The 26,415-nt window shown below is 64.5% G+C and carries 29 protein-coding genes; 5 read left to right on the top strand and 24 right to left on the bottom strand.

Annotated features, from left to right (window positions below; all coding sequences use genetic code 11):
• Positions 1–58 precede the first annotated feature (58 nt).
• Positions 59–430, bottom strand: a complete 372-nt coding sequence (locus ACTHLA_RS12590) for an endonuclease domain-containing protein (RefSeq protein WP_440189676.1) — start codon at positions 428–430, stop codon at positions 59–61.
• Positions 431–649: 219 nt separating this feature from the next.
• On the opposite strand from ACTHLA_RS12590, the gene ACTHLA_RS12595 reads away from it, so the two are divergent.
• Positions 650–1,510 carry a hypothetical protein gene (locus ACTHLA_RS12595; RefSeq protein WP_440189679.1) on the top strand — a complete coding sequence of 287 codons (861 nt, stop codon included), beginning with the start codon at positions 650–652 and terminating at the stop codon, positions 1,508–1,510.
• Positions 1,511–1,513: 3 nt separating this feature from the next.
• Here ACTHLA_RS12595 and ACTHLA_RS12600 read toward each other — a convergent pair whose 3' ends face one another.
• The 12 genes from ACTHLA_RS12600 to ybgC all read right to left on the bottom strand — a co-directional run bounded on the left by ACTHLA_RS12600 (position 1,514) and on the right by ybgC (position 12,314).
• Positions 1,514–1,687 carry a hypothetical protein gene (locus ACTHLA_RS12600; protein WP_440189682.1) on the bottom strand — a complete coding sequence of 58 codons (174 nt, stop codon included), beginning with the start codon at positions 1,685–1,687 and terminating at the stop codon, positions 1,514–1,516.
• Positions 1,688–1,785: 98 nt separating this feature from the next.
• Positions 1,786–2,052: a hypothetical protein gene (locus tag ACTHLA_RS12605; RefSeq protein WP_440189685.1), complete on the bottom strand. Its 267-nt coding sequence runs from the start codon at positions 2,050–2,052 to the stop codon at positions 1,786–1,788.
• Positions 2,053–2,108: 56 nt separating this feature from the next.
• A complete protein-coding gene (gene ftsH / locus ACTHLA_RS12610) occupies positions 2,109–4,019 on the bottom strand; it encodes an ATP-dependent zinc metalloprotease FtsH (RefSeq protein ID WP_440189688.1) in 1,911 nt (636 codons plus the stop codon).
• Positions 4,020–4,135: 116 nt separating this feature from the next.
• Entirely contained in the window at positions 4,136–5,383 is a 1,248-nt protein-coding gene (gene tilS / locus ACTHLA_RS12615; protein ID WP_440189691.1) for a tRNA lysidine(34) synthetase TilS, read from the bottom strand.
• Entirely contained in the window at positions 5,371–6,318 is a 948-nt protein-coding gene (locus tag ACTHLA_RS12620; RefSeq protein ID WP_440189693.1) for a tol-pal system protein, read from the bottom strand. The genes tilS and ACTHLA_RS12620 overlap by 13 nt, the downstream gene beginning before the upstream one ends.
• 116 nt (positions 6,319–6,434) lie before the next feature.
• Positions 6,435–7,394: a CsgG/HfaB family protein gene (locus ACTHLA_RS12625; protein ID WP_440189696.1), complete on the bottom strand. Its 960-nt coding sequence runs from the start codon at positions 7,392–7,394 to the stop codon at positions 6,435–6,437.
• 239 nt (positions 7,395–7,633) lie between these two features.
• Positions 7,634–8,191: a peptidoglycan-associated lipoprotein Pal gene (gene pal, locus ACTHLA_RS12630; RefSeq protein WP_440189699.1), complete on the bottom strand. Its 558-nt coding sequence runs from the start codon at positions 8,189–8,191 to the stop codon at positions 7,634–7,636.
• Positions 8,192–8,332: 141 nt separating this feature from the next.
• Positions 8,333–9,676, bottom strand: coding sequence for a Tol-Pal system beta propeller repeat protein TolB (gene tolB, locus ACTHLA_RS12635; protein WP_440189702.1), 1,344 nt, complete (start codon positions 9,674–9,676; stop codon positions 8,333–8,335).
• 47 nt (positions 9,677–9,723) lie between these two features.
• On the bottom strand, positions 9,724–10,554 hold the full coding sequence (locus tag ACTHLA_RS12640; protein WP_440189705.1) for a hypothetical protein: 831 nt from the start codon (positions 10,552–10,554) through the stop codon (positions 9,724–9,726).
• Between the two features lie 3 nt (positions 10,555–10,557).
• Positions 10,558–11,046 (bottom strand): ExbD/TolR family protein, encoded by a 489-nt coding sequence (locus ACTHLA_RS12645; RefSeq protein WP_440189708.1) that lies wholly within the window; start codon positions 11,044–11,046, stop codon positions 10,558–10,560.
• Between the two features lie 2 nt (positions 11,047–11,048).
• Positions 11,049–11,768, bottom strand: coding sequence for a protein TolQ (gene tolQ, locus ACTHLA_RS12650; RefSeq protein ID WP_440189711.1), 720 nt, complete (start codon positions 11,766–11,768; stop codon positions 11,049–11,051).
• Positions 11,769–11,864: 96 nt separating this feature from the next.
• Positions 11,865–12,314, bottom strand: a complete 450-nt coding sequence (gene ybgC / locus ACTHLA_RS12655; RefSeq protein ID WP_440189714.1) for a tol-pal system-associated acyl-CoA thioesterase — start codon at positions 12,312–12,314, stop codon at positions 11,865–11,867.
• Positions 12,315–12,472: 158 nt separating this feature from the next.
• On the opposite strand from ybgC, the gene ACTHLA_RS12660 reads away from it, so the two are divergent.
• The gene (locus ACTHLA_RS12660) at positions 12,473–13,282 is read left to right on the top strand and encodes an ABC transporter ATP-binding protein (RefSeq protein WP_440189717.1); all 810 of its coding nucleotides are present in this window, start codon (positions 12,473–12,475) and stop codon (positions 13,280–13,282) included.
• Here the strand turns inward: ACTHLA_RS12660 and otsA are convergent.
• Positions 13,264–14,703, bottom strand: coding sequence for an alpha,alpha-trehalose-phosphate synthase (UDP-forming) (gene otsA, locus ACTHLA_RS12665; protein WP_440189720.1), 1,440 nt, complete (start codon positions 14,701–14,703; stop codon positions 13,264–13,266). The two genes, ACTHLA_RS12660 and otsA, sit on opposite strands and share 19 nt — an antisense overlap.
• Positions 14,700–15,464: a trehalose-phosphatase gene (otsB, locus tag ACTHLA_RS12670; protein WP_440189723.1), complete on the bottom strand. Its 765-nt coding sequence runs from the start codon at positions 15,462–15,464 to the stop codon at positions 14,700–14,702. Before otsB ends, otsA begins: the two co-directional genes overlap by 4 nt.
• Positions 15,465–15,842: 378 nt before the next feature.
• Here otsB and ACTHLA_RS12675 point away from each other — a divergent pair, with 378 nt between their 5' ends.
• Positions 15,843–17,669, top strand: coding sequence for a glycoside hydrolase family 15 protein (locus tag ACTHLA_RS12675; protein ID WP_440189726.1), 1,827 nt, complete (start codon positions 15,843–15,845; stop codon positions 17,667–17,669).
• Here ACTHLA_RS12675 and ACTHLA_RS12680 read toward each other — a convergent pair.
• The 6 genes from ACTHLA_RS12680 to ACTHLA_RS12705 form a co-directional block, all read right to left on the bottom strand.
• On the bottom strand, positions 17,666–18,061 hold the full coding sequence (locus ACTHLA_RS12680) for a DUF805 domain-containing protein (RefSeq protein ID WP_440189729.1): 396 nt from the start codon (positions 18,059–18,061) through the stop codon (positions 17,666–17,668). The two genes, ACTHLA_RS12675 and ACTHLA_RS12680, sit on opposite strands and share 4 nt — an antisense overlap.
• 88 nt (positions 18,062–18,149) lie before the next feature.
• Positions 18,150–18,875, bottom strand: a complete 726-nt coding sequence (locus ACTHLA_RS12685; RefSeq protein ID WP_440189732.1) for an SDR family oxidoreductase — start codon at positions 18,873–18,875, stop codon at positions 18,150–18,152.
• A gap of 12 nt (positions 18,876–18,887) precedes the next feature.
• A complete protein-coding gene (locus ACTHLA_RS12690) occupies positions 18,888–20,105 on the bottom strand; it encodes a UxaA family hydrolase (RefSeq protein ID WP_440189735.1) in 1,218 nt (405 codons plus the stop codon).
• Positions 20,095–20,391, bottom strand: a complete 297-nt coding sequence (locus ACTHLA_RS12695) for a UxaA family hydrolase (protein WP_440189738.1) — start codon at positions 20,389–20,391, stop codon at positions 20,095–20,097. Before ACTHLA_RS12695 ends, ACTHLA_RS12690 begins: the two co-directional genes overlap by 11 nt.
• 36 nt (positions 20,392–20,427) lie before the next feature.
• A complete protein-coding gene (locus ACTHLA_RS12700) occupies positions 20,428–21,189 on the bottom strand; it encodes an IclR family transcriptional regulator (protein WP_440189741.1) in 762 nt (253 codons plus the stop codon).
• Positions 21,189–22,019 (bottom strand): amidohydrolase family protein, encoded by an 831-nt coding sequence (locus tag ACTHLA_RS12705; protein WP_440189744.1) that lies wholly within the window; start codon positions 22,017–22,019, stop codon positions 21,189–21,191. The genes ACTHLA_RS12700 and ACTHLA_RS12705 overlap by 1 nt, the downstream gene beginning before the upstream one ends.
• A gap of 303 nt (positions 22,020–22,322) precedes the next feature.
• Between ACTHLA_RS12705 and ACTHLA_RS12710 the strand changes: the two genes are divergently transcribed.
• Positions 22,323–23,273 (top strand): Gfo/Idh/MocA family protein, encoded by a 951-nt coding sequence (locus ACTHLA_RS12710; RefSeq protein WP_440189747.1) that lies wholly within the window; start codon positions 22,323–22,325, stop codon positions 23,271–23,273.
• Between the two features lie 66 nt (positions 23,274–23,339).
• Positions 23,340–23,729 carry a cytidine deaminase gene (gene cdd, locus ACTHLA_RS12715; protein ID WP_440189750.1) on the top strand — a complete coding sequence of 130 codons (390 nt, stop codon included), beginning with the start codon at positions 23,340–23,342 and terminating at the stop codon, positions 23,727–23,729.
• On the opposite strand, the gene ACTHLA_RS12720 is transcribed toward cdd, so the two are convergent.
• The 3 genes from ACTHLA_RS12720 to ACTHLA_RS12730 all read right to left on the bottom strand — a co-directional run.
• Positions 23,713–24,945 carry a glycosyltransferase family 87 protein gene (locus ACTHLA_RS12720; RefSeq protein WP_440189753.1) on the bottom strand — a complete coding sequence of 411 codons (1,233 nt, stop codon included), beginning with the start codon at positions 24,943–24,945 and terminating at the stop codon, positions 23,713–23,715. The genes cdd and ACTHLA_RS12720 overlap by 17 nt on opposite strands.
• Positions 24,942–26,177: a glycosyltransferase family 87 protein gene (locus tag ACTHLA_RS12725; protein WP_440189756.1), complete on the bottom strand. Its 1,236-nt coding sequence runs from the start codon at positions 26,175–26,177 to the stop codon at positions 24,942–24,944. Before ACTHLA_RS12725 ends, ACTHLA_RS12720 begins: the two co-directional genes overlap by 4 nt.
• Positions 26,178–26,228: 51 nt before the next feature.
• The coding region (locus tag ACTHLA_RS12730) for a pyruvate kinase alpha/beta domain-containing protein (protein WP_440189759.1) at positions 26,229–26,415 on the bottom strand (187 nt) is incomplete at its 5' end.

Consider the following 26,415-nt stretch of genomic DNA (forward strand, 5'->3'; position numbering starts at 1 on the left):
CCCAGCTTTGCTGGGGAGGGGGACCGCGCGGGCAAGGCCCGCGTGGTGGTGGGGTATCTTACTTATCTCTGGTCCCCGCCAACGCCGGCGCCAGCAGCAAAATCCCATCCGCCGCCCCATCCGCATCGCGCAACACGTCCGCCGCCGCCAGCCGATAAACCTCAATGCCTTGCGCGAGCAACCAATCCTCACGCATCCGGTCCTTGTCCTGCCGCACCTCATCGCCATGCACAACGCCATCGACCTCGACGGCCAGCCGCACCCGAAAACAGTAAAAATCGAGAATATACGGCCCGACCGCATGCTGCCGCCGGAACACCAACCCATCCGCGCGCCCCTTGATCCGCTCCCAGACCAGCCGCTCCGGGAGCGTCATATCCTTGCGAAACGCCCGCGCCAGCGCAATCTTCGGTTTGTGCTTATCCCCCATGACGCAAACCTATCCCCGGCCCGGCGCACCCGCAAGCCAGATACCCCACCACCAACCCGCCTGCGGCGTGTCGGTCCCCCTCCCCAACAAGTTGGGGAGGCATAAGACCTTTATACCTCCCCAGTTTACTGGGGAGGGGGACCGCGCGGGCAAGGCCCGCGTGGTGGTGGGGTATCTTCTTCTTATCCCCGCCCTCTCAAACGCCCGTAAAATCCCCCGATGGACTCACCCGCGGCGGAACAGACGGACGACCTGACGGCGCTGCAAAGCGGGCGTGATCGCCTGCGCGCTCTGGCGGTGCGGGTGGCGGAGGCGATCGAGGCCATCCCCATGCCGGACAGCTTTCTGGAAGCCGAGCGCGCCGCGCGGGCGGTGACGACCGCCGACCGCATGATCAGCCGCCTGCCGCAGGACGGCGACGCGCAAACCACTCTCCGCAATACGCTCAAAACCTATGGCGGCCGCCTGCTCGACACGATCGAGACCCTGCCTCTGCCGAAAACCCACGCGGACGGCGAGCGCGCCGGACGCTGCGTGCTGGCGACCGAGCGCATGCTGACCCAGCTTCACGCCCCGCGCCTGCCCAAGCCAGAAGCCAGACCCCGCTTCGCCGACGATGCGCTAGACGACGAAACGCCGCCGCCGGACAATCCCGTGGACGCCTGGAACGAGGTGCAGGCCATGATCGACCGGGCGACGCGCGGTTATGCGCAACGCCGCGACATCTGGCCCGACGGCGCGCCCTATGATCGCAGCCGCGATGTCAGCGACGCCTTCGCCGAAGCCGACGCCAGCGTCTATGCCCACGCCACGATGCAGGACGAACCCGCCATGCGTCTGGCGGAACTCACCATAACCCGCGTCAACGCCATCGCGCGCGCCGCGGCCCGCCGCGACGGCAGATGGCCGGACGGATCGGCGTTTTCAGCCGACGATCCCGACTATTACGCCATCTCCGAATTCTACGAGATGATGGTGCTGGGCCGCGTCTCCACCCCGACCGACGGCTGGACGGAAAAGGCCGAACCGCCGGGTTTTCCGTGGTGGGTGGTGCGACGCACCCCGCCGGATACGGGCTGAACCCTATTCCGCCCGATCCGCCACGGCGGCGGGCGTCTTTTCGTGATGAAAGGCCGCAGGCTGGGCGATGATCGTCACCAACGCGCCGATCAGACCGATAACCGCAATGGCCAGAACGATGAACAGGCCGCGCCGCCGCCCTTCGCGGTCGCCGCGTGGATTATGTGTGGTCGGCATATGGCCTCCTTCGCCAGAACAAGGCGCCATCAAACCCTTGTCGGGCATAAGAAGGCCATAGTCCGGTTCAGGTCGCGCGATAAAGAATGCGCGTACGGCTAATTCTTGCCCCAACGCCAGCGCCAGCCGCCGCGCGTCTTGCGGATGCAGATGACCAGAAACACGAGGCTGGTCACAATGACGATGACGCTCAGCGCGGCCATGGCGGTCGCCTCAGGCAGGACAAGCGGCAACCCCGCCGCCGCGCCGATGACGATCAGCAGGTAGAGGACCAGAACCAGCCAGCCCTCCCAGCTTATCGGCAGCCCCGCGCCGTAACCATAGCGTTTGGCCGCGAACCACGGCTTATCCGGTTTTATGGCCATAGACGCCCCCCAAATGAAAAAGGCCGGGCGACGATCCGCCCGGCCTCATTTTACGCCTACGCCACCACCGGCGCAATACTGGGTTCAGCCTTGGGCAGGTCCGTCTCCGGCACCGCCGAGTTCGAACTGAGTTCGATGGCGACGCCGGTTTCCTCGTCGCGCTCGATCGTCTCGCCGTTCAGCACCTTGGCGATCTCATCCCCGGTCAGGGTTTCCAGTTCCAGCAGGGTTTTCGCCAGACGATGCAGACCGTCATTATATTCAGTCAGGATGCGCTTGGCCTCGTCATAGCCCTTCTGCACCAGAGCCTTGATCTCGGCGTCGATCTTGCGCGAGGTCTCCTCGGACACGTCGCGCGCATAGGCGCCGTACTCGTCCTCGGAATCGCGGTAATTGACCAGACCCAGCTCGTCCGAATAGCCCCAGCGCGTCACCATCGCCTTGGCCAGCTTGGTCGCCTGCTGGATGTCGGACGAGGCGCCGGAGGTCACGGCGTCCTTGCCGAAGATCAGCTCCTCGGCGACGCGACCGCCCATAAGGATGGCCAGACGCGACTCCATCTGGATCTTGTTCTGCGAATAGCGGTCGCCTTCGGGCAACTGCATGACCATGCCGAGCGCGCGACCGCGCGGAATGATGGTCGCCTTATGCACCGGATCGGCCTGTGGCGCCTTGAGCGCGACAATGGCGTGGCCGCCTTCATGATAGGCGGTCAGCTTCTTTTCTTCTTCGCTCATGGCCATGGATCGGCGCTCGGCGCCCATCATCACCTTGTCCTTGGCGTCCTCGAAATCGCGCATGGTGACCAGCTTGCGGTCCTTGCGCGCCGCCATCAGGGCGGCTTCGTTGACGAGGTTGGCCAGGTCCGCGCCGGAGAAGCCCGGCGTGCCGCGCGCGATCACCTTGACATCGACATCGACGGCCAGAGGCACCTGCTTCATATGCACGCGCAAAATCGCCTCGCGGCCGGTCAGGTCGGGGTTCGGCACCGTCACCTGACGGTCGAAGCGACCGGGGCGCAACAGGGCCGAGTCCAGCACGTCGGGACGGTTGGTGGCGGCGATGATGATAATGCCTTCCTGCGCCTCGAAGCCGTCCATCTCGACCAGCAACTGGTTGAGCGTCTGTTCGCGCTCGTCATTGCCGCCGCCGTGACCGGCGCCTCTGTGGCGACCGACCGCGTCGATTTCGTCGATAAAGATGATGCAGGGCGCGTTCTTCTTGGCCTGCTCAAACATATCGCGCACGCGCGAGGCGCCGACGCCGACGAACATTTCCACGAAGTCGGAGCCGGAGATCGAGAAGAACGGCACGCCCGCCTCGCCGGCGACCGCGCGCGCCAAGAGGGTCTTACCCGTGCCCGGAGGACCGACCAGCAGGGCGCCTTTGGGAATCTTGCCGCCCAGCTTCTGGAATTTGGACGGGTCTTTCAGGAAATCGACGACCTCCTGCAACTCCTCCTTGGCCTCCTCGACGCCCGCCACATCGACGAAGGTGACGCGGTTCTTGTGCTCGGTCAGAAGGCGCGCCTTCGACTTGCCGAAGCCCATGGCCCCGCCGCGTCCGCCGCCCTGCATCTGACGCATGATGATGAACCACAACCCAACCATCAGCAGCACCGGCACGATGGTGGTCAGCACGCTCATCAGGATCGAGGTGCGCGTCGTCTGGTAATTGGTCTTGACGTTCTTGGCGACCAGTTCGTCGTCCAGCATCTTGTGGTCGATAAGCGGGATGACGGCGTGGAACGTCTTATTGTTGGCCAGCGTGCCGCGCGCCTCGTCATTATGGATGGTGATGTCCTTGACCTGATCGTCCTTCACCGCCGTCAGCAGGTCGGAATAGGCCAGTTCCTGCGTGCCGCCCTCGGCCGACATCAGCGGCCCTGACTTCATGTGCATGAAGGAGAAGACGCCGATCAGGAGCGCCGCGATAACGCCGATAATCGCCATGGAGCGCAGATTCATGCTGCATTCAATCCTTATAACAGGCCGTGTGTCCGGCCACCGAAAGCCCCGCCGCAGCGAAGGCTTCCACCTTAGTCCTCACATATAGGGAGGAAATTATCACTTCGCTACACACCTTATGTGCTTGGCGCGTCAAGATCGCGTTCCGTGGCCATGGCGCCCGCCGTCGCTCTGAAACGCCAGGTCGTCCAGCAGGCGGCGCGCGTCAGGATCGGTCCGTCAGGCGCATCGACCACCGGCATGGCGCCGCGCAGCGGCGCGGGCAGGGCCAGCAGGCGTTTGCGGTCGGCGTCGCCAAGCTCCGTTCGCCGCGCCGCCGAGGCCGTGACGCGCGCATCGGCGTCGAGTTCAAAGCGTCCGTCCCAGACCTGCGCGCCCGCTTCAAGATGCAGATGCGGCGGATGGCGGCGATATTCCCCGGCTTCGCGCGCGATCCAGATCAGGCCGTCGCGCCGCCACAGGCGCGCGCCGCACAGAATATGCGCGCCCTCATCGCGCCGGTCCAGCACGGCGTCCAACTGCGCGCGGCGCGGCAGTCGGTCGCCGCCGCCCGCGCACACCGCCGCCGCGCTCAAAAGCCGCGCCGCTTCATCGCGCGGCAGGGCCGCCAGACGCGCGGCGTTGAGGCGGAGCAGGCCGAGACGGTTCAGGTCGTCCTCGATCAGCAGGCCGTCGGGCAGCAGGCCGTCGGGCAAGGCGGCGCCTGCGGCCTCCGGCATGACGCCGCCGCCCGCGATCCGTCGGCGCATCTGCGCGCGCAGAGAGGCCGGATTGTCATTGGCCGGATCGTCGATCCACTCAGCGCCTTGCTGCGCCAGCCACGCGCGCAGGGCGGCGCGCCGGGCGTTCAGCAGGGGCCGGTACAGGAACAGGCCGCGTCCCTCCGGCCAGACCGGCGCGGGCGACCAGATGCGCGGCGCGCCGACATTGGAGCCCGCCGCGCGCATGGCCTGCGCCTCGATCACGTCATCGGCGGTATGGCCCAGGCACAGGACGCGACAGCCCGCCGCGCGCGCCGCTGTCGCCAGCAGGCGATGCCGCGCCGTCCGCGCCGCCGCCGCCAGCCCTGTCGTGGGCTTGAGATCGTTCCAGCTCAAGGCGGTGAAGGCCGAGTCCAGTCGCGCAGCGACCTCGCTGACGCGGCGCGCCCAGTTGGCGCCGTCGGGATTGATACGGTGATCGACACAGACAACATGCAAGGGGCGCCGACCCCACGCCTTGAGCGCATACAGCAGGGCCAACGAGTCGCCGCCGCCGGAAACGGCGACGCCGAGCGGACCTTCGCCGTTCAGCCGCGCAGCAAAGTCGGGAAACAGCGCTTCGGGCGCGAACCCGTCCGTCAGGGGCGGGCTTAACCGCCGCACTTATACTTACTGATCAGCGACTTGGCGTTGGCGCGCATTTCGGCGGTCGCGCCCTTGGCGTAGACCTTGTCGAACTGGCCAAGCGCCGCGCAGGCGTCCTTGGGCCGGTTGGCGGCGCCCAGAGCATCGGCGAGGCGCACCGTGCTTTCCGGCGCCCAAGAGGTCTTGGGCCAGCCCTTGAGCGAGGAGGCGTAGGCGGCGATGGCGCCGTCATTATCCGACTTCATGGCGCGGAGCTGTCCAAGGCGGAACCAGGCCTCCGGCGTTTGCGAAGCTTCCGGCCAGGTGGTCGTGAAGGCTTCAAAGGCGCGCTGAGCGTCATCGGTCTTGCCCGACGTCATGAGGTTGAAGGCCTGCTCGAAATCGCCCTCGGCGTCGCCGGTCGAAGGCGGCGGCGGCGGCGGCGGGGCCAGCAGAGCGTCGATGTCTTTGAGGTGGGCGTCGGCCTGATCGGCGCGCTTGATCAGGGTGTCGGTGCGCGTCGATTGCGCGGCGGCCTGTTGTTGCAGCAACTGGTTCTGATGCTGCAACTCCTCGACCTGACCGATCAGTTGCGTGACCTCCTGATTGAGCTGGTCCTGCTTGCGCGACAGGGTGTCAACCGTCGCCTGCAAGGCCACGACTTCGGGATCGGGTTCGATCAGGATCGGCGGGCTGGAGGAGTTCTGCACGCGTTGCACCGAACGCTCCAGCTTGCGCACGTCGCGGTCGAGGCGTTGCAGCTTTTTCGCGTCCCATACGGTCGCGTCGGTCGGAACCTGATTGGGATCGTCCTTATCGTCGTCGCCGCCGAAAATCTGCGCGTGCGCGGCCTGAGCCGGCAGCAGCGCCGCACCGGCAAGGCCAAGCCCGCCGCCCAGCAGGGCCAAACTCAGGCCCGCCATCAGGCGCGCGCGAAAAATGCGTGAGTGTCCGGGGAGTGTGGTCGCCGACATGAAGCTGTGCCCTGACTCTTGAAAAACAAGGGTTCATCTGGTTAGCAACATAGTCAGGCTGAAATAAGACGTAAAGCCCTTAACGGACGGCGAGACTGCCCGTTAAGGGCTTCTGTTTACTGGCTGGCGGCCAGTTTGTCGTTGGATACCCAGCCGACATTGTCGTTGTCGTCTGCGACCTCCCAGTACATGCCTTCCTTGTTGCCGGTCGGATAGACGACCAGCCCGGCGGGCAGGGCGCGCACCACCGCGCCCTTGGGGCTGGGGGTCTTGCGCAGCAGGGTCGCCGATTGCACCGTATAGCTGCGCGACGGCGCCGCCGCCGCGCCGCCCGCGTCAACGCCGCCAAGATTGTTGACCATGTCCGAATAGGCGACGATGAAGGCCTGGGTGACGATCCGACCGACATCGGTGTCCTCATAGCCGCCGCCGACGGCGCCGCCGAAGCCGACCGCGCCGCCCGCGCCCCAGGTCAGGTCGTTCTTGGCCGCGTGGCCCTCAAAGGAATTGGACTCCGAGGTGCGCACATCGGTCAGGGACAGAACGACGTCGGCCTCCAGCTTCTTGGTGCGGAAGCCGCCGATCAGACCGCCGACCTGGCCGCCGACCAGACCGCCGATCAGGCCCGCCGCGCCGCCGCCGCCCGTATTGGAGTCGGCGCTGCCGACCTCGGCCACCAGCACGAAGTCCGCCGCCTTGATCTGGCCCTTGCCGACATTGGAGCCGTGTTGCAGGCCCATCGCCTGGTTGAGTTCGCGCTCGCGCGTCGCTGCATCCATGCCGGCGCCGCGATCGACCAGACCGAAGCAGCCGGATTTCTGCACGATCACTTTGAGCAGCTTCTGCGGCGGCGCCAGCTTGGCCTGCGTCCAGCCATTGGCGTCGTCGCCATCGACAATCGTGATCGTACCCAGACGCTGCGAACAGTGCGGGATGGAGGCGACCATCTTGTCCTGTTCCTGCTGGACCTTGCTGGCCTTGGCCGATTGCGCGAACGCGCCGGGCGCAAGGCCCGTGGCGGCGGTCGATACCGCCAGAACGCACATAATACTATTACGAAGACAGGACTTGAACATGGAAAGGCTCCCCAGCCGAAAAGTGTTCCTGAATATTGCGAGCCGCACACCGGCTCAACTCTACGCTGACTGCGCGCCAGACACGCGGCGCTTAACGGGGCTGCGGCGGAAGGATCATCGCCGCGCCAAAAGGGTTGAGGGCGTGTTCACGACAGCCCAAAAACAACGCCCCTCAGCCTAAAGGCGAGGGGCGTTGCTGGCAACTCAAGAATTTATCAAGCCGTCAGGCCGGGAGGGCCTTATTGCGCGCCGGACACCAGGGTGGTGTGGGCGTTGCGGTTCTTGGCCCAGGCGTCTTCGCCATCGCCCGGATCAATCGGCTGTTCCTTGCCGTAGGAGATGGTCGAGATGCGGTCCGGCGTGACGCCGTGCGCAGTCAGGAAGTCGGCTACAGACTGAGCGCGACGGGCGCCGAGGGCGAAATTGTATTCGCGCGTGCCGCGTTCGTCGCAATTGCCTTCGATGCGAACCTTGACGCCCGGATAGCGCGTCAGCCACGCGGCCTGTGCGGCCAGAACGCTTTGCGCGTCCGAACGGATCGAAGACTGGTCGGTGTCGAAATAGATGCGGTCGCCGACATTGACCACGAAGTCCTGTTGCGAGCCCGGCACGATGCCCGGCAGCGGGGCCTGCGCGACCGGCTGTTGCGCGGGCGGCGGCGGGGCGGGCTGTTCAGCGGCGGGCGGCGGGGGAGGGGTGGTCTCCACGGGCTTGGGCTTGCTGGCGCAGGCGGCCACGGAGGACAGAATAAGCGCAGCGGCGGCCGCTTTCATGGCCGACTTGGTCGATACCAGCATGTTGGTCCCTTTCACCACAGGTTTGAAGGCATAATCACATATTCGTGTGACGGGATTATGCACAATATAAATAAGGAAACGATTATATGCCTTTTTGTTTTTGTCAAACGCGCAAACGGTATTTTGTTCTGCGCGCTGCGCTTATTTCAGCCGCGGCGACCAGGCCGGGTCGGTGGCGCCGCCAGAATACGGAACCTCGCGTTCCACGCGCCCCGTGACCTCGACCGTCCACAGAGACGACAGGCCGCTCGGCGATTCCCGGAAGAACATGATATAGCGCCCGTTCGGCGCCCAGGTCGGGCCTTCCTCCAGATAGGAGGAGGTCAGAAGCTTCATGTTCGAGCCGTCCGGATTCATCACGCCGATCGAGAAGCGTCCGCCCGCCTGACGCGTAAAGGCGATCTTGTCGCCCTGCGGGCTGAACACCGGTGTTGAATAGATGCCCGTGCCGAAGGTGATGCGGCGCACGTTCGAGCCATCGGCGTTCATCATGTAGATCTGTGGCGAGCCGCCGCGGTCCGAGGTGAAGGCGATCTGCGAGCCGTCCGCCGAAAAGCTGGGCGAGGTGTTGATGGCGCCGCCGCCGGTCAGCCGCTTCGTGGCGCGCGACCGCAGATCCATGACATAGATATTGGTCGCGCCGCCGGTGGCCACGCTGTAGGCCAGCTTGGTTCCGTCGGGCGAGAAGCGCGGGGCGAAGGCCATGCCGTGAATCTGGCCGATGGCCTCCTGACGCCCGGTTTCGAGATTATAGATATAGATGCGCGCCGAGTCCGCCGTCAGCGACATATAGGCGATTTCCTGCGAATCCGCCGAGAAGCGCGGCGTCATCACCGCCTTGGCGCCGTCGGCCACCGGCAGATAGGAGGGGTTGAAGCCGTCCTGATCCATGATGGCCAGATGGCGCACCTTGGCCGTGCGATAGCCGCTTTCGGCGACGAAGACGATGCGCGTGTCGAAATAGCCCTGCTGACCAGTCAGCTTTTCGTAGATGGCGTCGGCGATCTTGTGCGCGATGCGGCGCCAGTTTTCCGGCGTCGCGGTCAGGGACTGGCCCAGAAGCTGCTTTTGCGAATAGATGTCCCACAGGCGGAAATCGACCTGCAGCCGTCCGTCGGCGTCAACCAGCGCCTTGCCGGAGCACAGATACTGCGCATTGATGGTCTTCCAGTTGTCCCAGTTGGGCTGGACATTGACGTCGAGCGCTGTCTCGATAAAGGCGTTCGGGTCGATCGGCGCGAAATAACCCGAGCGCTCCAGATCCGCCGACACCACCTTGGAAATCTGGCCGCCGAGATCGCCGCCTGTGGCGTCCTTGCCCAGGACTTCAATGGCGATGGGCAGGGGCTGGATATTCCCCTGATCGACCGTGCCGGTCAAACCTTGCGCGAAGGCCGCCGGGGCGGCGACCGCAGCCAGGCCGCCGACGCCGCTCACAAGCGCGGCGCGGCGCGTCAGGTTCAGTTCGGGAGTCGTCTTGGTCATGGCGTTGCTCCTTGTTGCAGGCTTCCTGTCGGACGCGGTCGGGTCGGCTACCCGTTACACGCCTTTTCCGCCAGGAAGGTGAAGGTAATTTTTTGCCCGTAGATAGTGGCGGGCAAATCTGTCGATTCCGCGGCGGCCTTATTGACCGCCGCCATGGCGAGGCTGGCGCCGGCCTGCCAGACCGGATCGCTGCGCCGGTTGACCCAAGTGACCTGCAGGGCGCGGCCATTAGGGGTCAATACGAAACTGATCTCAGGATTGACCTGATCGGAGCCCGGCACGTCGCAATTGAGGATCCAGGCGCGTTGCAGACGCTGGCCCAGCAGGCTTAGCGCCTGCTTCTGGCCAGCATCCGCCGGACCGGAGCCGACCGCCGAAGCGCCGTTGGTGGCGTGGGTGTTGGCGCGCGGCTGGCGCCGCGTCGGCGACTTGGACGGGGAGGCGGCCAGTTGCGACAGCGCGTTCAGGTCAAGCGACGGCTTTGACGGCTTGGGCGGGGTCGGCTTCTGCGTTCCCTTCTTGTCGGGCGGGGCCGGTTTGGTCTTGGCGGGCTCAGGCTTTTTCTCCGGCGCCTTTGGGGCGGGCGGCGTCACGGCCTTCTGCGGCGTCGGCACGGGCAGCTTCGGCGCGGGCTCCGGCGGGGTAGGGGTCGGCTTGACCGGCTCCTCAGGCGCGGGGATCGGCTCCGGGGTCAGCACGGCGTTCTTGTCCACCTGGGTCTGCGCCTGCTCGCGGCTCGGAATGTCCGACACGATCTCGATCGGCACCGAAGGCGGCGTGATCGGCGGCTTCGCGTTGAACCAACTGACGAGAAAGAGCGCCAGCAGGGCCGCGTGCAGCAGCACAGAGATCAGGAATGACGAGCCGAACCTGCGCATATCTTACTGCGCGGCCTCCGCGGACGAAGCTGCAGCGGCCTGACCCGCGCCCATCGGCTGGGTCAGCAGGTTGATCTTGACGAAGCCGGAGGTGGACAGCTTGGCCATCACCTTGGCGACGATGTCATACGAAGCCGAACCCGCGGCGCGGACATAGACCGGCTTGTCGGTTTCGCCGTGGCTCATGGCCAGAAGGCGCGGCGTCAGTTGCGCATAGGTCGCCGGATCGTCGTTGACGAACAGGTTTCCTTTCTCGTCGATCGAGACGGTCAGCGGCTCGCCCTCGTCCTTGAGCGCGGTCGCCTCGGTCTTGGGCAGCTCGATCTTGACGCCAGAGGTCAAAAGCGGCGCGGAGATCATGAAGATGATCAGCAGCACCAGCATGACGTCCACCAGCGGCGTGACGTTGATTTCGGACAGGGCGGCCCTGCGGCTGCGGCGGCGTCCGCCGCGCCGTCCGGCGCCCGATCCTCCGGAAGCTCCCATCGCCATCTCTAGCCGACCTTGCCGCCCAGACGGCGGATCAGCGAGGCCATCAGCTCGTCGGCGAAGGTCTCCATGCGCCCGGTGAAGCGCGCGACGCGGGCGTTGAACAGGTTATAGCCGACATAGGCCGGAATGGCGGCGAACAGGCCGGTCGCGGTGGCGAACAGGGCTTCGGAAATCGCGGGCGCCACGGTGGCGAGGTTGGTGTCCCCGGCGCTGGCGATGGCCGAAAACGAGTTCATAATGCCCCAGACCGTGCCGAACAGGCCGATAAAGGGCGAGGCGGTCGCAATCACCGCCAGCAGGCTCAAGCCCTCTTCCAGCCCGTCGGCTTCCTGAGAGATGGTCTGATTCAACTCGCGGTCCACCTGCGCGATCAAGAGGTCGCCCTGCGCGGCGCTGATCGTCTTGCCCTTATAGTCGCCCCAGGCCGCGGTCACCGTGACCAGCAGTTTCTGCATCGCCTCCTTCGGTTGCGTCCCCAGCGAAGCGGCGATGTCGTCGAGCGCGCGACCGGTGCTGAGCGCGCCTTCAAAGGCGTCGGCCTGCTTGTTGGCCTTGCCCAGCGCCATGATCTTCTGCACGATGATGGCCCATGACCACAGCGAGGCCAGCAGCAGCACGATCATCACCGCCTTGACGACGAGATCGGCGTGCATGAACAGTTGCACAAAGCTCAGCGGGCCGGAAATGCCAGCGGCGGCGGAACTGGCGGAAGCGGCGTCCATACGCGTCCCCTATTTATAGTGAATCCTGCAGTTGCGGCGCACTCTGCCTCAGTTTTGGCGACATTTCTATGGCGCGGCAGCATGAAACCGCACTTTTCAGCCGTCTTTTTCGTTAATGCAGCATGCGGCGAGGCGCGCCTGCAAATCTGTCGGCAGGCGACGCGGACGTCCGTTCAGGTCGATGCATACGGCCTTGACCTCGGCCTCGGTCAGCACCTGATCGCCGCGCAGGAGTCGCTGACTGACATGAAAGCTGGCGCCGCGCAGGCCCGACATGCGGGTGCGAACCTCGATCAGGTCGTCGATGCGCGCGGGCGCTTTGTAACGCACATGAATGTCCGCGACAGCAAAGGCCAGCGGATCGTCCAGCGCCGCCAGTTCATGGTGGTGGACGCCGATCAGGCGTAAGTAATCCGAGCGCCCGCGCTCAAAGAATTTCAGATAGTTGGCGTAATAGACCACGCCGGAAAAATCAGTGTCTTCATAATAGACGCGGATCGGCAGGCGATGTTCTCGGTCGATGATCTGGCCGGAAATCTGGGTCATGCGGGCCTTTGTAAGGTGACGCTTTTCATCCCTCTCGCCATGATCATGGGCGGAGGCAAAGCTCACTTATAGCGGTTGGCGCGTGGGTTGAAATGTAAATTTTTCGCCTTTCAATGGCTTTTACGAGCGCCTAAATGTCCGGGCGAAGGAGTCGTCTCATGTCCCCGTTCGATCCCGTCGTCCCGGCGACCTCACCCCTGTTGCATATCCGCGACGCCTCGGTGGTGCGCGGGACGCGCGCCCTGATCGACCGGTTGAGCCTCGACCTGATGCCGGGGCAGCATACAGCGATCCTCGGCCCCAACGGGTCGGGCAAGTCCACCCTGGTCAAGCTGATTACGCGCCAGCTCTATCCGCTGGCGGGCGGCGAGGTGCGCGTCTTCGGTCAGGATCGCTGGAACGTCACAGAATTACGCAGCCTGATGGGCGTCGTCTCGTCGGCCATGCAGCTCGATTTCGACGCCCATCCGCCGCTCGAAGCCTTTGACTGCGTGCTGTCCGGTTTCTTCGCGGCGCGTGGGGTATGGAAGCACCACAAGGTCACGGAGGACATGCGCCAACGCGCCGAAGACGCCATGGCGCAAATCGGCGCGACGCATCTGAAAGGGCGCGACATGTCGAGCCTGTCGACCGGCGAGGCGAGGCGCGTGCTGATCGCGCGCGCCCTCGTGCATCGTCCCCGCGCCCTGCTGCTGGATGAACCGTGCGCGGGGCTGGACCCGGCGTCGCGTCGCGGCTTTCTGGAGGCGTTGCGCGCTGTGGCGGCAAGCGCGACCCTGGTGCTGGTCACGCACCATATCGAGGAAATCCTGCCCGAAATCGACCATGTCGTCATGCTGAAGAATGGCCGGGTGTTCCGCGAAGGCGCCAAATCCGCGCTTTTGACCACGGACGCTTTGACGGCCCTGTTCGACATGCCGGTCACGGTCGCCCGGCGCGGCGCCTGGCGTCACGCCACGGTGGATTGAATCTTTTGCGCTGACGCCATCGGGACGACCTTCGGGCGTTCCGGCGTGATCGGCGCCTTGAGCAGCGAGACGAAATCGTCGCGCCAGCGCGACACGTCGCTCTTTTGCACCTTGTCCATCAGCAATTCCCAGCGCGCCTTGCGCTCCTTCAGAGGCATGGAAAGCCCCTTGCGGATCGCCTCGGCCACGTCTTCGCGGCTCATCGGATTGACGATCAGCGCCTCCTTCATCTGTTCGGCGGCGCCAGCGAACTCGGACAGGACCAGGACGCCCGGATCTTCGGGCGGCTGGGCGGCGACATATTCCTTGGCGACAAGATTCATGCCGTCGCGCAAGGGCGTGACCAGACCGACATGGGCCGAGGCATAGATGCCCGCCAGTTCGTCGCGGCGATAGGGCCGGTTGACATAGCGCAGCGGCACCCATTCCACCGTCGCATAGGCGCCGTTGATCTGGCCGGAAATGGTGTCGAGCCGCTCGCGCAGGTCCTGATAGGCGTCCACCGCGTCGCGCGAGCGCGTGGCGATCTGCAGCATGAAGACCTGGGTTTGCAGGTCTGGATATTTGTCGAGCAGGGTCTCATAGGCGGCGAAGCGCTCCTCAAGTCCCTTGGAATAGTCGAGCCGGTCAACGCCGAGGATCATCTTGCGACCGACCTGGCTTTTCAGCATGCGTTGACGATAGTCCTGCGCCTTGTCGCTTTTCAGCGTCGCGGCAAAATCGTCGGCGTCGATACCGATCGGGAAGGCCTTGACGCGCGTGGTCTGGCCGTGTGCGCGCACGACCCCGTCGGCAAACACCTCCGCGCCCATATCGTGCATGACGTAGTCGTTGAACGCTTCGGAGTCGTCTTCGGTCTGAAACCCAATCAGATCGTAGGCGAACATGGATTCGACCAGTTCGGCGTGACGCGGCAGGGTGTTGAGCACGCGCCGCGCTGGCCACGGAATATGCAGAAAGAAGCCGATGCGGTTCTTCACGCCGCGCTTGCGCAGCTCACGGCCCAGCGGGATCAGGTGATAGTCCTGCACCCAGATCACATCGTCCGGCCCTATCAGCGGCAGCAGAGTCTCGGCGAAGCGGGTGTTCACCCGTTCGTAACCTTCGTCGAAGCTGCGCTCATAATTGACCAGATCGGTGCGGTAGTGGAACAGGGGCCACAGGGTCCGGTTGGCGTAGCCGTTGTAATATTCTTCGCGGTCCTGCTCCTCCAGATCGAGCAGGGCGACGGTCACGCCGCCGACCACCTGCATCGACATCTGGCCGGAATAGGTTTCGACGGTTTCGCCGCTCCAGCCGAACCACAGGCCCTTGTCTTCGCGCAGCGCCGCGCTCAGGGCCATGGCCAGACCGCCGGCGGTGCCGACCCCCTTATCGGCAGGCGGATTCACGCGGTTGGATACGACAATCAGACGGCTCACGAGACACACTCCAGGGTTAAATGTTCGGCCTCAAGCAGGCCCGCCAGCCAGTCGATGACGGCGGCGGAGGAATCGAGGCGGCACTGCGCGCGCGTCGGGCGCGGCGGGCCGACCAGCACGCCGTAGCCGCTCAGATCGACGGCGGCGCGGAAGCCGTCCTCATCGGTCAGGTCGTCGCCGACAAAGACTGGCGACGCATTCATAAACGGCGCTTCGCGCATAAAGGCGTTGAGCGCCTGCCCCTTATCGGCGCCCAGAGTCACCAGTTCGGCGACGCAGGCGCCCAGTTGCAGCTTCAACCCGGTGGCGCGCGCCAGCTCCAGCGCCAGGGCCTGCACGTCGCCCTCGGCCTGCGGCGCGTTGCGATAGTGCAGGGCGACGCTTAGGGGCTTGCGTTCGACCAGAGCGCCGGGACGCTGGGCGGCGAAATCGTCAAAGGCGTCGGTCGCGACCTGTACGCCCGGATGGACCGGAGCGGCCATAACGTGTCCGCGCGCGTCGCGGCGTTGCAGGCCGTGGCTGCCCGCCACGCACAGCACGCTGTTGTCGAGAATGCGGTCCAGATCGGCGATCGAGCGTCCGCTGATCACCGCCAGACGCCCGTTCAGCCGCCGCGCCAGTTCGCGCAGCAGGCCATTACGGCGCGCATCCGGCCCGACTCCGTCCGGCGTGTCGCAAAACGGCGCCAGCGTACCGTCGAGATCGAGAAACAGGGCGACGTGATCGAGGCGCAGCTCGTGCGGGGGCGCGGACCGGGTCATGCCTGCCGCCCTATACCGTATTCCGCACTGCACAAAACTTTCGTCACACCAGCCCTCCTCTTGCAAACGGGTCGAAATTTCAGTTAAAGCGTTCCGAACATTGATTTGCGCCAAGTATTTAAACTATAGCAGACGCAAGAAAATTCGATAAATCGAACAGATGTCTGGAAAATAAAAATTCCATAAGGGAATTCTTCAAAGAAATCTCAGATTAACGTCAATGATTGCCATTGTCCAGACCGGAGCCTATATTTCGCCATCATCTCGCGTTTCTGTGATGCGGCGCACAACAATTCGTGAATGGATCGCGGCGTCATCGCGATGATAATTCGATATTAAAACGCATCCCAAAGTCAGATATATCCCAAGGGTTTTTTCGTGCAGACCAGCCTCGACCTGTCCCCCATCGGCAACTGCAACGCCACGGCGCTGATCGACCGGCGCGGTCGCTTCGTCTGGGCCTGCTATCCGCGCATCGACGGCGAGCCGGTCTTTTCGGCTCTGCTGGAGCCGAGCTGTAGCGGCGATCTTGGCGGCGACGCCCATTGCGGCTCGGAAGGCGCCGGGTTCTGGGCGGTCGAAATGACCGATCTGAAAACCATCCGGCAGGCCTATATCCGCAATACCGCTGTGCTGCGCACTGAGATGGAGGACATTCACGGCGCGATCCTTGAGGTTATCGACTTCGCGCCGCGGCTTTATAATCTCAACCGCACCTTCCGTCCGTGGGCGTTTTATCGTCTGGTGCGACCGGTGAAAGGCACGCCGCGCCTGCGCGTCAAGATGACGCCGACCGGCAATTATGGTCGCGACCGGGCGCGCGAAACCTATGGCTCCAGCCATGTGCGTTACACCTGCGGTCAGCACACGCTGCGCCTGACCACCAATGCGCCGCTCAGCTATCTCGGCGATGGCGACGCCCCGCCCTACCGCCTGGAGCAGCCGCTGGCCTTCCACCTCGGCCCGGACGAGCCTTACCCCGCCGACGTGCTGGCCGACGCCATGCACATGCTGCACGCCACGACCGCCTACTGGCAGGCCTGGGTGCGAACCCTCACCCTGCCGCTGGAATGGCAGGATGCGGTGATCCGCGCCGCCATTACGCTGAAACTATGCGCCTATGAGGATACCGGCGCCATTGTCGCGGCCATGACGACCTCGATTCCCGAAGCCGCGAATACCGGCCGCAACTGGGATTACCGCTACTGCTGGATTCGCGACGCCTATTATGTCGTGCGCGCGCTCAACCGCATGGGCGCGGCGGACATGCTGGAATCCTATCTGGTCTATTTGCGCAATCTGGTCGATATGGCGGCGGGCGGGCATGTGCAGCCGCTCTATTCGGTGGCGCTGGAATCGCACCTGGTCGAACGCATTGCGCCGGATCTCAAGGGCTATCGCGGCATGGGGCCGGTGCGCATCGGCAATCAGGCCTATGAGCATCACCAGCACGACGTCTATGGCCAGATCATCCTGCCGCTGACCCAGTCCTTCTTCGACCAGCGCCTGCTGCGGCTGGGCTCGGAGGCCGAGTTCCGCGCTATGGAGAAGGTCGGCGAGCGCGCCTTCGCGGTCTATGACACGCCCGACGCCGGTTTATGGGAGTTCCGCACCCGCGCCAGCGTCCATACCTATTCGGCGCTGCTGTGCTGGGCGGCGTGCGACCGGCTGGCCAATTGCGCGGGCAATCTCAACCTGCCCGATTCGCAGGCCCTGTGGACCGAGCGCGCCGCCATCATCCGCCAGGCGATCGAGACGCGCGCCTGGAACGCCGAAAAAGGCTATTTCGTCGGCTCGTTCGAGGGCGAGGAACTGGACGCCAGCCTGCTGCAACTGTTCGAGCTGGGCTTTCTGCCCGCCGACGATCCGCGCTGCGTCGCCACCTTCAAGGCGGTCGAGAGGGCCCTGCGCAAGGGCGACAATCTCTATCGTTACGTTGAGCCGGACGATTTCGGCGAGCCGGAGACGGCGTTCAACTTCTGCACCTTCTGGTACATTGAGGCGCTCTACATGCAGGGCGAGATCGACGAGGCGCGCCGCCTGTTCGAGGCCATGCTGGCGCGCCGGACGCCGTCGGGCCTGTTGTCCGAGGACGTGCAGGTCGAGACAGGCGAACTGTGGGGCAATTTCCCGCAAACCTATTCGCTGGTCGGCCTGATCACCTGCGCGACCCTGTTGTCGAAGCCGTGGACGACGATTCGTTAGAAGACAGAGGCGACGCTCGGCGCCAGCGGGTCAGGGCCGTACTTGTTCGGGCCGCTCGTCCCCTTCATGATCGTCCAGACCAGCAGCACAATGCCGCCGATCAGCGGTATGAAGCCGAGCAGAAGCCACCAGCCGCTGTGGTCGGTGTCGTGCAGGCGGCGGATATAGACGGACAGGCTCGGCAACAGCAGGCCCAGGCCGATGACGATATAGAGCAGGCCGCCGATTGACGCCAGGGCGTCCGACTCGCCGCCAAGGCCGATAAGCGCCCCCGGCACGCATGTCAGCAGGATCTCAAACAGCACCCACCACCAGTATTCCGATCGTGTGGCGCGGCCCTGAAAATTGACGTAATTTTTAAAGCCGCTCTTGATCGCTTCGACAAAGCTCATGGCGTCGTCCCCTGCTTTTTTTGGATAATCATATCGTTTATCGCGGAAAGTCAATTTCGGCTGCCGAAGAGAAGCGCGCCATACCAGACTAATTGATCCAGCCGCCGTCGATGATGTGGGTCTGGCCGGTGGTGAAGGCCGACTCGTCCGACGCGAGATAGAGGGCCAGCGCGGCCAGTTCTTCGGGTTTGCCGAAGCGGCCCATCGCCTGACGGCTGGTGAAGTCCTTGTAAGCCTTGTCAAAGTCTCCCGTGTCACGCAGGCGTTGCAGCAGGGACGGGGTCTCGACCGTGCCGGGGCAGATGGCGTTGCAGCGTATGCCCTGCGTCACATAGTCGGCGGCGACCGATTTGGTCAGACCGATGACGGCGGCCTTGGTGGCGCCGTAGGCGAAGCGGTTCGGCACGCCCTTGATCGAGGAGGCGACCGAGGACATGTTGATGATCGAAGCGCCGCCGTTTTTGATCATCTGCGGCAGGAAGGCGCGGATCATGCGGTACTGCGCCGTGACGTTGAGCGACAGGGCGAAGCTCCACTGGTCCTCATCGCAGTCGAGTATGGCGCCTGCATGGACGACGCCCGCGCAATTATAAAGCACATTCACTTCGGGGAATTCAGCGGCGACAGCCTTGATGGCGTCAGGATTGGTGACATCCAGCACACGCCCTTCGGAGCCGGAAATGTCCAGCGTCGCCGGGTTCAGGTCGGTGGCGATGACTCGCGCGCCTTCGGCGACGAACAGTTCGGCGGTGGCGCGGCCAATGCCCTGGCCCGCAGCGGTGATCAGGGCGGTTTTGCCAAAAAGGCGTCCCATATTTGACTCCGATTATGCCCGCTTCAGCGGCAGGCAGGCGGGGCCGACCGGTTCGAAGCTCTTATAGGTGAGGATGAATTCGGTGTGGCCGAGCGCCTCGGATACGGAGGGTTCTCCGCCCGCGACGCGCAGGATCAGATCGGTGATCTCGTCTCCGACCTCGTCGATCGAGGCGCGGCCTTCCATGATGCGGCCTGCGTCAATGTCCATGTCGTCGGACAGGCGGCGATAAGTTTCGGGATTGGCGCAGATCTTGATCACCGGCGAGATGGCCGAGCCGACCACGCTGCCGCGTCCTGTGGTGAACAGGTTCAGGTGCGCGCCGCAGGCGATCAGCTCGACGATCTCGGCATTGTCGGCGATGTTGGGGAAGCCGAAACGCGGCTCGCCGTCCGGCACCACGTCGAGCAGGTAAAGGCCTCCTGACGGGGGAATGTCGCCGGGCTTGAGGATGCCGACAATCGGCGCCGAGCCCGACTTGGAATAGGCGCCCATCGACTTTTCTTCCTGGGTGGTCAGGCCGCCCTCGGCATTGCCGGGCGCGAAGGAGCCATAGCCCATGACGGTGTAATAGCTTTCCGCCTTCTGCACGCAGCGCTCCAGCTCCGCACCCAGTTCCGGCGTCAGGGCGCGCGAGGCCATGATGGCTTCGCAGCCGACCAGTTCGCCCGTCTCTTCGAAGATGCAGGTCGCGCCCGCTGCGCCCAGGCTGTCGAAGGCGCGCCCGACGGCCGGATTGGCGGTGATGCCCGACGTGCCGTCCGAGCCGCCGCAGATCGTGCCGATGACCAGTTCCGACGCCTCCATCGGGACACGCGGGGTCATAGCGGCCTCGGCGCGGATGCGGCTGACCGCCTCGACGCCCGCCGCAATGGTGGCGCGCGTGCCGCCCGTTTGCTGGACGACGAAGGTTTCGACCGGTCGGCCTGACGCCGCGACGTGGCGCTTCAGGTCGTCGCGGTTGAAACCTTCGCAGCCGAGGCTGACCAGCACGACGCCGCCGACATTGGGATGCGTCGTCAGCGCCTCCATCATGCGGTAGGCGTAGGTATTGGGATAGCAGCCGGGAAAGCCGATCAGATGCACGTCATCATGACAGCTTGTCTCCACGATGCGGCGCGCGACATGGTGCGCGCATTCAACCAGATAGGCGACGACGACGATATTGCGGATTCCCTTGCGTCCGTCGGGGCGCAGGAAAGCCTCAAAGGGCGCGAATTCAGCGCTCATGACCGGTGACCTCGCGCGTGTGGGAGGGAATGTAATCGCTTTGCATATTGTGCAGATGGACGTGTCCGGCGGGCGGACAGGGCGCGGTCATCGAACCGATGGGCGCGCCGTACTTGATCACCTTGTCGCCGGGCGCCAGGTCGCGGCGGGCGATCTTGTGGCCGACCTCGATCGCGGCGGGCAGGGCGACGCTTAGGCCGTCCACGACGAGCGATGCGCCTGCGGGCGCGGCTTGACGGCAGACCAGCACATTATCGTCGGGATGCAGCAGGAGGAACGGGTCCATAATCGTGTGTGACGCTTTATAAATAACGGAAACGGCCTAGCCGCCCAGTGCTTTTGACAGCCTGACGGCGGCGGCCTTGAGTTTGACGAGGGCCTCGTCCAGGCTGAGGTCGTCGTGGATGCGGATATAGGGCATGGTCAGGGCGGCAATGACGCCGACATCGCTGGCTATGGGCGCCGACAGATCGGTGATGCCGTCAATATATTCTGACGGCGCAGTGAAATGCCCCTGCGACAGGGCGCGCTCGGCCTGCGCCTCAAAGGTCGCCCATTCGTCCGGCGTCAGCGCCACGCGCAGCATCTTGCGCCATTGTTCGCGAATGCGCGGCTTCTGAAAAGCATAGATGACAAGGCCGGAGGTCGAATGCGCCAATGGCCGTTGATAGCCGACACGCACCGAAAAGCCGAGATCGCCGGGCGCTTCGACGCGCGCGATCACCACCATGCGGTCGTCCGAAACAATGGCGAGGTGGCAGGCCTGCCGGGTTTCGTCGCTCAGGGCCTGCATCAGCGGCATGGCGCTGGCCAGCAGGTTCTGGCTTGGGCCGCGCGATATGCCGAGCGAAAACAGCTTATTGGTCAGCTCGAACCCGTCCCCGCCGGGCGAAGGGGCGACGTAGCCGCGCGCTTCCAGCACCTGCACCATACGGAACAGTTCACTGACCGAGCGCGACAGGCGGGCGCTGATCTGCGACAGGGTCATCGGCGTCTTGGCGGCGGCCAGCAGCTCCAGCACGTCCAGTCCCTTTTCAAGCGCGGGCGCGCGGTATTTCGTGGAGGGTTTTTCAGAATCGGGCATCAGGCGGGCATCCGGTCGAGGGCGTAAATGCGCGCGGCGTTTCCGCCAAGGACGGCGTCGCGCGTTGTTTCAGGCTTATCCGCCAGCCAGGCCTTCGTCCAGTCGCGCCAGTCGCGCCATTGCGACCGCAGGGTCAGCACGGGCCAGTCCGATCCCCAGATCAGCCGGTCAGAACCGAAGGCGGCCAGCAGATGATCGGCGTAAGGACGCACCATGTCCAGCCGCGCATCCGGCGCGGCTTCGGTGATCAGACCCGACAGCTTGCAGGCGACATTGGGGGAGTGCGCGATGGCGCTTATCCCCGCCCGCCAGGCGGGGGCGGCGTTGGGCTGCGATATCTGCGGCTTGGCGCCGTGGTCGATGACGATACGCAGCTTCGGCCAGCGCCGCGCCAGCTCGGCTATGTGCGGCAGATGGCGCGGGAAGATCAGGGCGTCGAAAGCGAGGTCGTGCGCGATCATCGCCGCCAGGGCCGGCTCCACGTCTGGACGCAGAATCCACGCATCGTCGCTGAGGCCTTGCAGCATAGGACGCAGACCGCGCAATTTGCGATGACGCGCCAGTTCGCGGATGTGCGCCTGAGCGTCCGGCGCCGTCAGGTCGGTCCAGCCGACCACGCCGAGAATCGCAGGGTTTTGCGAGGCCTGTTCGAGCATCCAGGCCGTGTCGTCTGCGCTGGGCTGCGACTGCACCAGCACGACTCCGTCAAGCTCGTCGGGGGCGTCGAGGTCATAAAACAGAAAGTCGCGATAAATGGCGGGCAGGTCCGGCCCCGGCCATTCGTGGCCGTTGTGGCCTATACGCCAGATGTGCATGTGCGCGTCGATCATAGCTCGGCGCCTGTCATAACTCTGCGTCTGTCAGGGGCCGGAATGCGCCGGGCTGCTGCGGTCTGGCCATAATGTCTGTCGTTCCTGCTGAACCTGCTCAAAGGCGGTCTGGCGCCGCCGCTCGTCGCAACACATCACATATGAACATATAGGTCAAATATGAAATAATAAACTGACTCCGTCTTTGGATTGCTTTCGGGGTGAGGCTCTGGCAAATAGTCCGACAAAACCGGATGCTTCGGCGCTTGATCAAATTATATTATAATATATAGACGACAGTAAATTACGATAAGGAAACGAGCTATGGGACTTCTTTCACTGGGCCGCAAACCGTTGAAAATCGGCCTGATCGGCCTGGGAAAGATTGCGGTGGACCAGCATATCCCTTCGATTCGCGGCAACAAGAACCTCGAACTGGTCGCCGGCTGTTCGCCGCATGCGCGCCCCGAAGGCGTGCAGGCCTATAAGGATATGGACGCCATGATGAGCGCCCATCCTGAGATTGAGGCCATCGCCATCTGTACCCCGCCGCAGATTCGCCACGAGATCGCCCGTCAGGTCATCGACATCGGCCGTCACGTCTTTCTGGAAAAGCCGCCCGCAGCCACTCTGGGCGAGGCCGAGTCGATCAAGGCGATGGCGGCGGCCAAGGGCGTGTCCCTGCTGGCGAGCTGGCATTCGCGCTTCGCCCCGGCGGTCGAGGCGGCGCGCGAATGGATTGCAGCGCGCGAACTGCGCAGCGTGACGATCCACTGGAAGGAAAACGTCCGTCAGTGGCACCCCGGTCAGCGCTGGATTTTCGAAGCGGGCGGCATGGGCGTCTTCGATCCGGGCATCAACTCGCTGTCGATCCTGACGCGCATCCTGCCCGACGCCGTGATGGTCAAGAAGGCCGACCTGCATACGCCGGTCAATTGCCAGGCGCCAATTCAGGTTGAGCTGGACATGCTCAGCGAAAGCGGCGTGCCGATCCGCGCCGAGTACGACTTCTTGCAGGAAGGCGTGCAGACCTGGAGCATCTATGTCGAATCCAAATCGTTCGAGAAACTGACCCTGTCGATGGGCGGCGCTGGACTGGAGATCGACGGCAAGACGATCGCCCAGCCAAAGGAGGCCGAATATCCCGGCCTTTACAAGCACTTCTATGAGCTGATCAAAAAGGGCGAAAGCGACGCCGATTTCAGCCCCCTGCGCATCGTCGCCGACGCCATGCTGCTGGGCCGCCGCATCGATGCGCCCGAATATATAGAATAGGCGCCGATTTAACTGGCCAGAACGAGTCTTCTGAGTCAGGCTGCTGCGTCCCGGATGAGGACGCATATGGCTCAGGATCTGTTTGAAGCGGCGCGCGCGACGATGGCGCGTTCGCATTCCCCCTATTCGCACTTTCCCGTCGGCGCGGCGATCCGCAGCATGGATGGTCGCGTGTTCAGCGGCGCCAATATCGAGAACGCCGCCTTCCCCGAAGGCCTGTGCGCCGAGGCTGTCGCGATCGCCGCTATGGTGATGGCGGGACAGACGCGCATTGTCGAGGTTGCGGTTCTGGCCAAGAAAAAAGCGCTGTGTCCGCCCTGTGGCGGCTGCCGTCAGAAGCTGGCCGAGTTCGCCGGGCCGGAGGCGCGGGTATGGCTGTGCGACGCGGAGGGGCCCAAGACCGCTATGCGCATGGCCGACCTTTTGCCCGCCGCGTTTCTCAGCACGGACTTGTGACCGCCTGCGGATTGCGCGCCTGTACGGGTCTGAGGATGCGGGTGAGGGTCAGCGCGAACAGGATCAGCAGGATCGGCGGCGCGAGCGGCAGGTGAGCATCCTGCGCCAGCTTGCGCGAGACGAGCGGCAGGAAGAAGACGATCAGCAACAGCAGTTTTTCCCAATTGCGAAAGCCTTTCTGCGCGCCTTCGACGCACAGCCATCCTAACGGCAGGGCCAGGATGACGAGATCGTAGTCGAGCATGAACGGCGTCGCCAGAACGGTGGCCGCGACGGCGAGCGCGCCCAGCGCCGCGCCTTCGAGGCGATGGCGGAAGCTCAGCCAGGCCGCCGCGCTGAGGACGCTAAGCGAAAGTAGGATCTGCGCGGCGAAGGCGGGCGTAAAGGCGATGCCGATGACGCGCAGACCGGCGAACAGGCTTTGCATTAGCGCCGGATCGACCAGTCCGCGATGCAGGGTCTCGCGCGCATAGACGCTGTTGACGAGGAAGGCGCTCCAGCCCGCATGACCGAAGGCCAGCCACGACAGACCGCACAGACAAAGCGCGCTGGCGCCCGTGGCGATAAAGGTCTTCCAGTAGCGCGGCTGGGCCAGGGCTGCACCGCCGAGAACGAAGGGCAGGGCAATGGCCAGTTGTGGCTTGATCACCAGACAGCCGAGAATGAGGCCGCTCAAGATCGGGCGGCGCGGCATGAGGACGAAGCCGCCGCTCAATATGGCCAGCGACAGGGCGCCGTTCTGGCCGCAGCCGATATTGATCCAGACCGCCGGAAAGGCCAGCAGAGCGGCCAGCGGCAGGCGCTTACCCAGCGCTCTCCACGTCGCCCAGAGGCTGAGCGCGGTCGTCGCCGCCATCCAGAGCAGCGCCGACCAGCCATAGGGCACCAGGGCGAGAGGACTGCAAAGCAGCAGATAGGGGGGCGGGTAGAAGAAGGCGAGATAGCCGTGTGGACCCGAAAACAGACTGTTCTCGGCGGCGGCGTGCAGGGCGGGGTTCCAAGCGTCGACGGCATGACCGTTTAAAGCCAGTTTTGAGGCGGCCCAGAAGCTGACGAAGTCGCCGCCCATCGGGTCGCCTGTCGGATGCAGGACAGTAAATTTGAACCAGATGATGACCGCCAGCAGGACAAAACCAGCCGCGCCGAAGCGGCTGTAAAGACGCGCACGCTCCGGGGTGAAACTGTCCATACGGCGCAAGGGGTTGAGGAATGTCATGCTTGAACGGGCCTCAGACAGGCGGCCGTGACCGGAGCGGGCGCTGTGATGCGGCGGACGATCAGGATGAACAGGGCCAGCATCATTGCGGGTGCAAGCGGCAGGTGCAGATTGGCCGCCAGCGACCGCGCCAGCAACGGCGTCAGGCAGGCGCCAAGCAGCAGCAGCTTTTCCCACGGACGAAAACCGGTCTGCGCGCCTTGCACGATCAACCAGCCAAGCGGAAGCGCCGACAGCAGCAGGTCATAGTCGAGCAGGAATGGGCTGATCAGTAAGGTGGCGGCGGCCAGCAGGGCGCAGAAGGCGGGCGCGTCGGGTTTATGGCGCAAGACGGTCCAGGCGGCAGCTAACAGAACGCCCAGCGCGGCGACCGCCTGCGCGGCGTAGGCGAGGGCGGAGCCTCCGTCCAATGTCCTGACGGCGGCGAACAGGCTGACCATGGAGGACGGCGGCACCAGCCCTTGATCCAGCGTGGCGTGCGCCAGCGACATGTTGCTCAGGAAGGCGATATAACCGTCCGCTCCGACCACCGGCAGGGCCAGCAGGCTGAGGCCGAGCGCGCTCAAGGCCGCGCCCGCAAAGCTTTTCCAGCGGCCCGACGCCGCCAGCAGAATCGGCAGGGCCAGGCCGAGTTGCGGCTTGATGATCAGCAGGCCGAAAACGGCGCCCGCCAGCCACGGGCGTTTCGGCAGCAACAGGGCGCCGCCGGTGAAGATCGCCGTGGTCAGGGCGGCGTTCTGGCCGTTGCCAAGATTGATCCAGAGCGCCGGAAAGGCCAGCAGCGGCGTCAGGAGCGGCGCGTCCGACAGGCGGCGCAGCCAGCTTCTGACCAGCGCCAGCATGGCCGCCGTCGTCGCGCTCAGCCAGACGATAAGGGCGGCGCCATAGGGCAGAACCGCAAGCGGAATGCAGACCAGCAGATAGGCGGGCGGATAGAAGAAGGCCCAGTCGCCGAGATCGCGACCGAAGACGGCGTTTTCCGTGGCGTGGTGCGCCTGCGGACTCCAGGCCTCGGCGGCATGGCCGCTCAAGGCCTGCTTGCCGGCGGCGTAAAAACTCATGAAATCCGTGCCGAGCGGCTTGCCGGTGCGGTCGATCAGGCCATGCGACAGCGCGATCCAGACAAGAAATCCCGCCGCGCTGACGCCGAGCAGGATCAGGCTGTAGCCGCGCAGGCGTTCAGCGTTCAGCCAGCGCGCGTCGCGCAGGAAGGTCAGGAGGACGGATGGCAAAAACAGGCTCCGAAGTTTATGGGAGCCTGTCAGAAAAGCTTTTAGGAAGCCTTACTTGTCTTCGACGAATTCGACTTCTTCGGCATTGGTGCGCGAGACGCGGGCGACGCGCAGCGCATTGGTCGAGCCGGACTTGCCGAACGGCATGCCCGCGACGATGACGATGTCCTGACCGGGCTGGGCTATGCCTTCGGTGCGCGCGATCTTGGTGGCGACCGCGACGGTTTCCGTCATTGAA

It is taken from the genome of Asticcacaulis sp., from assembly GCF_051956075.1.
Taxonomy (GTDB): Bacteria; Pseudomonadota; Alphaproteobacteria; order Caulobacterales; family Caulobacteraceae; genus Asticcacaulis.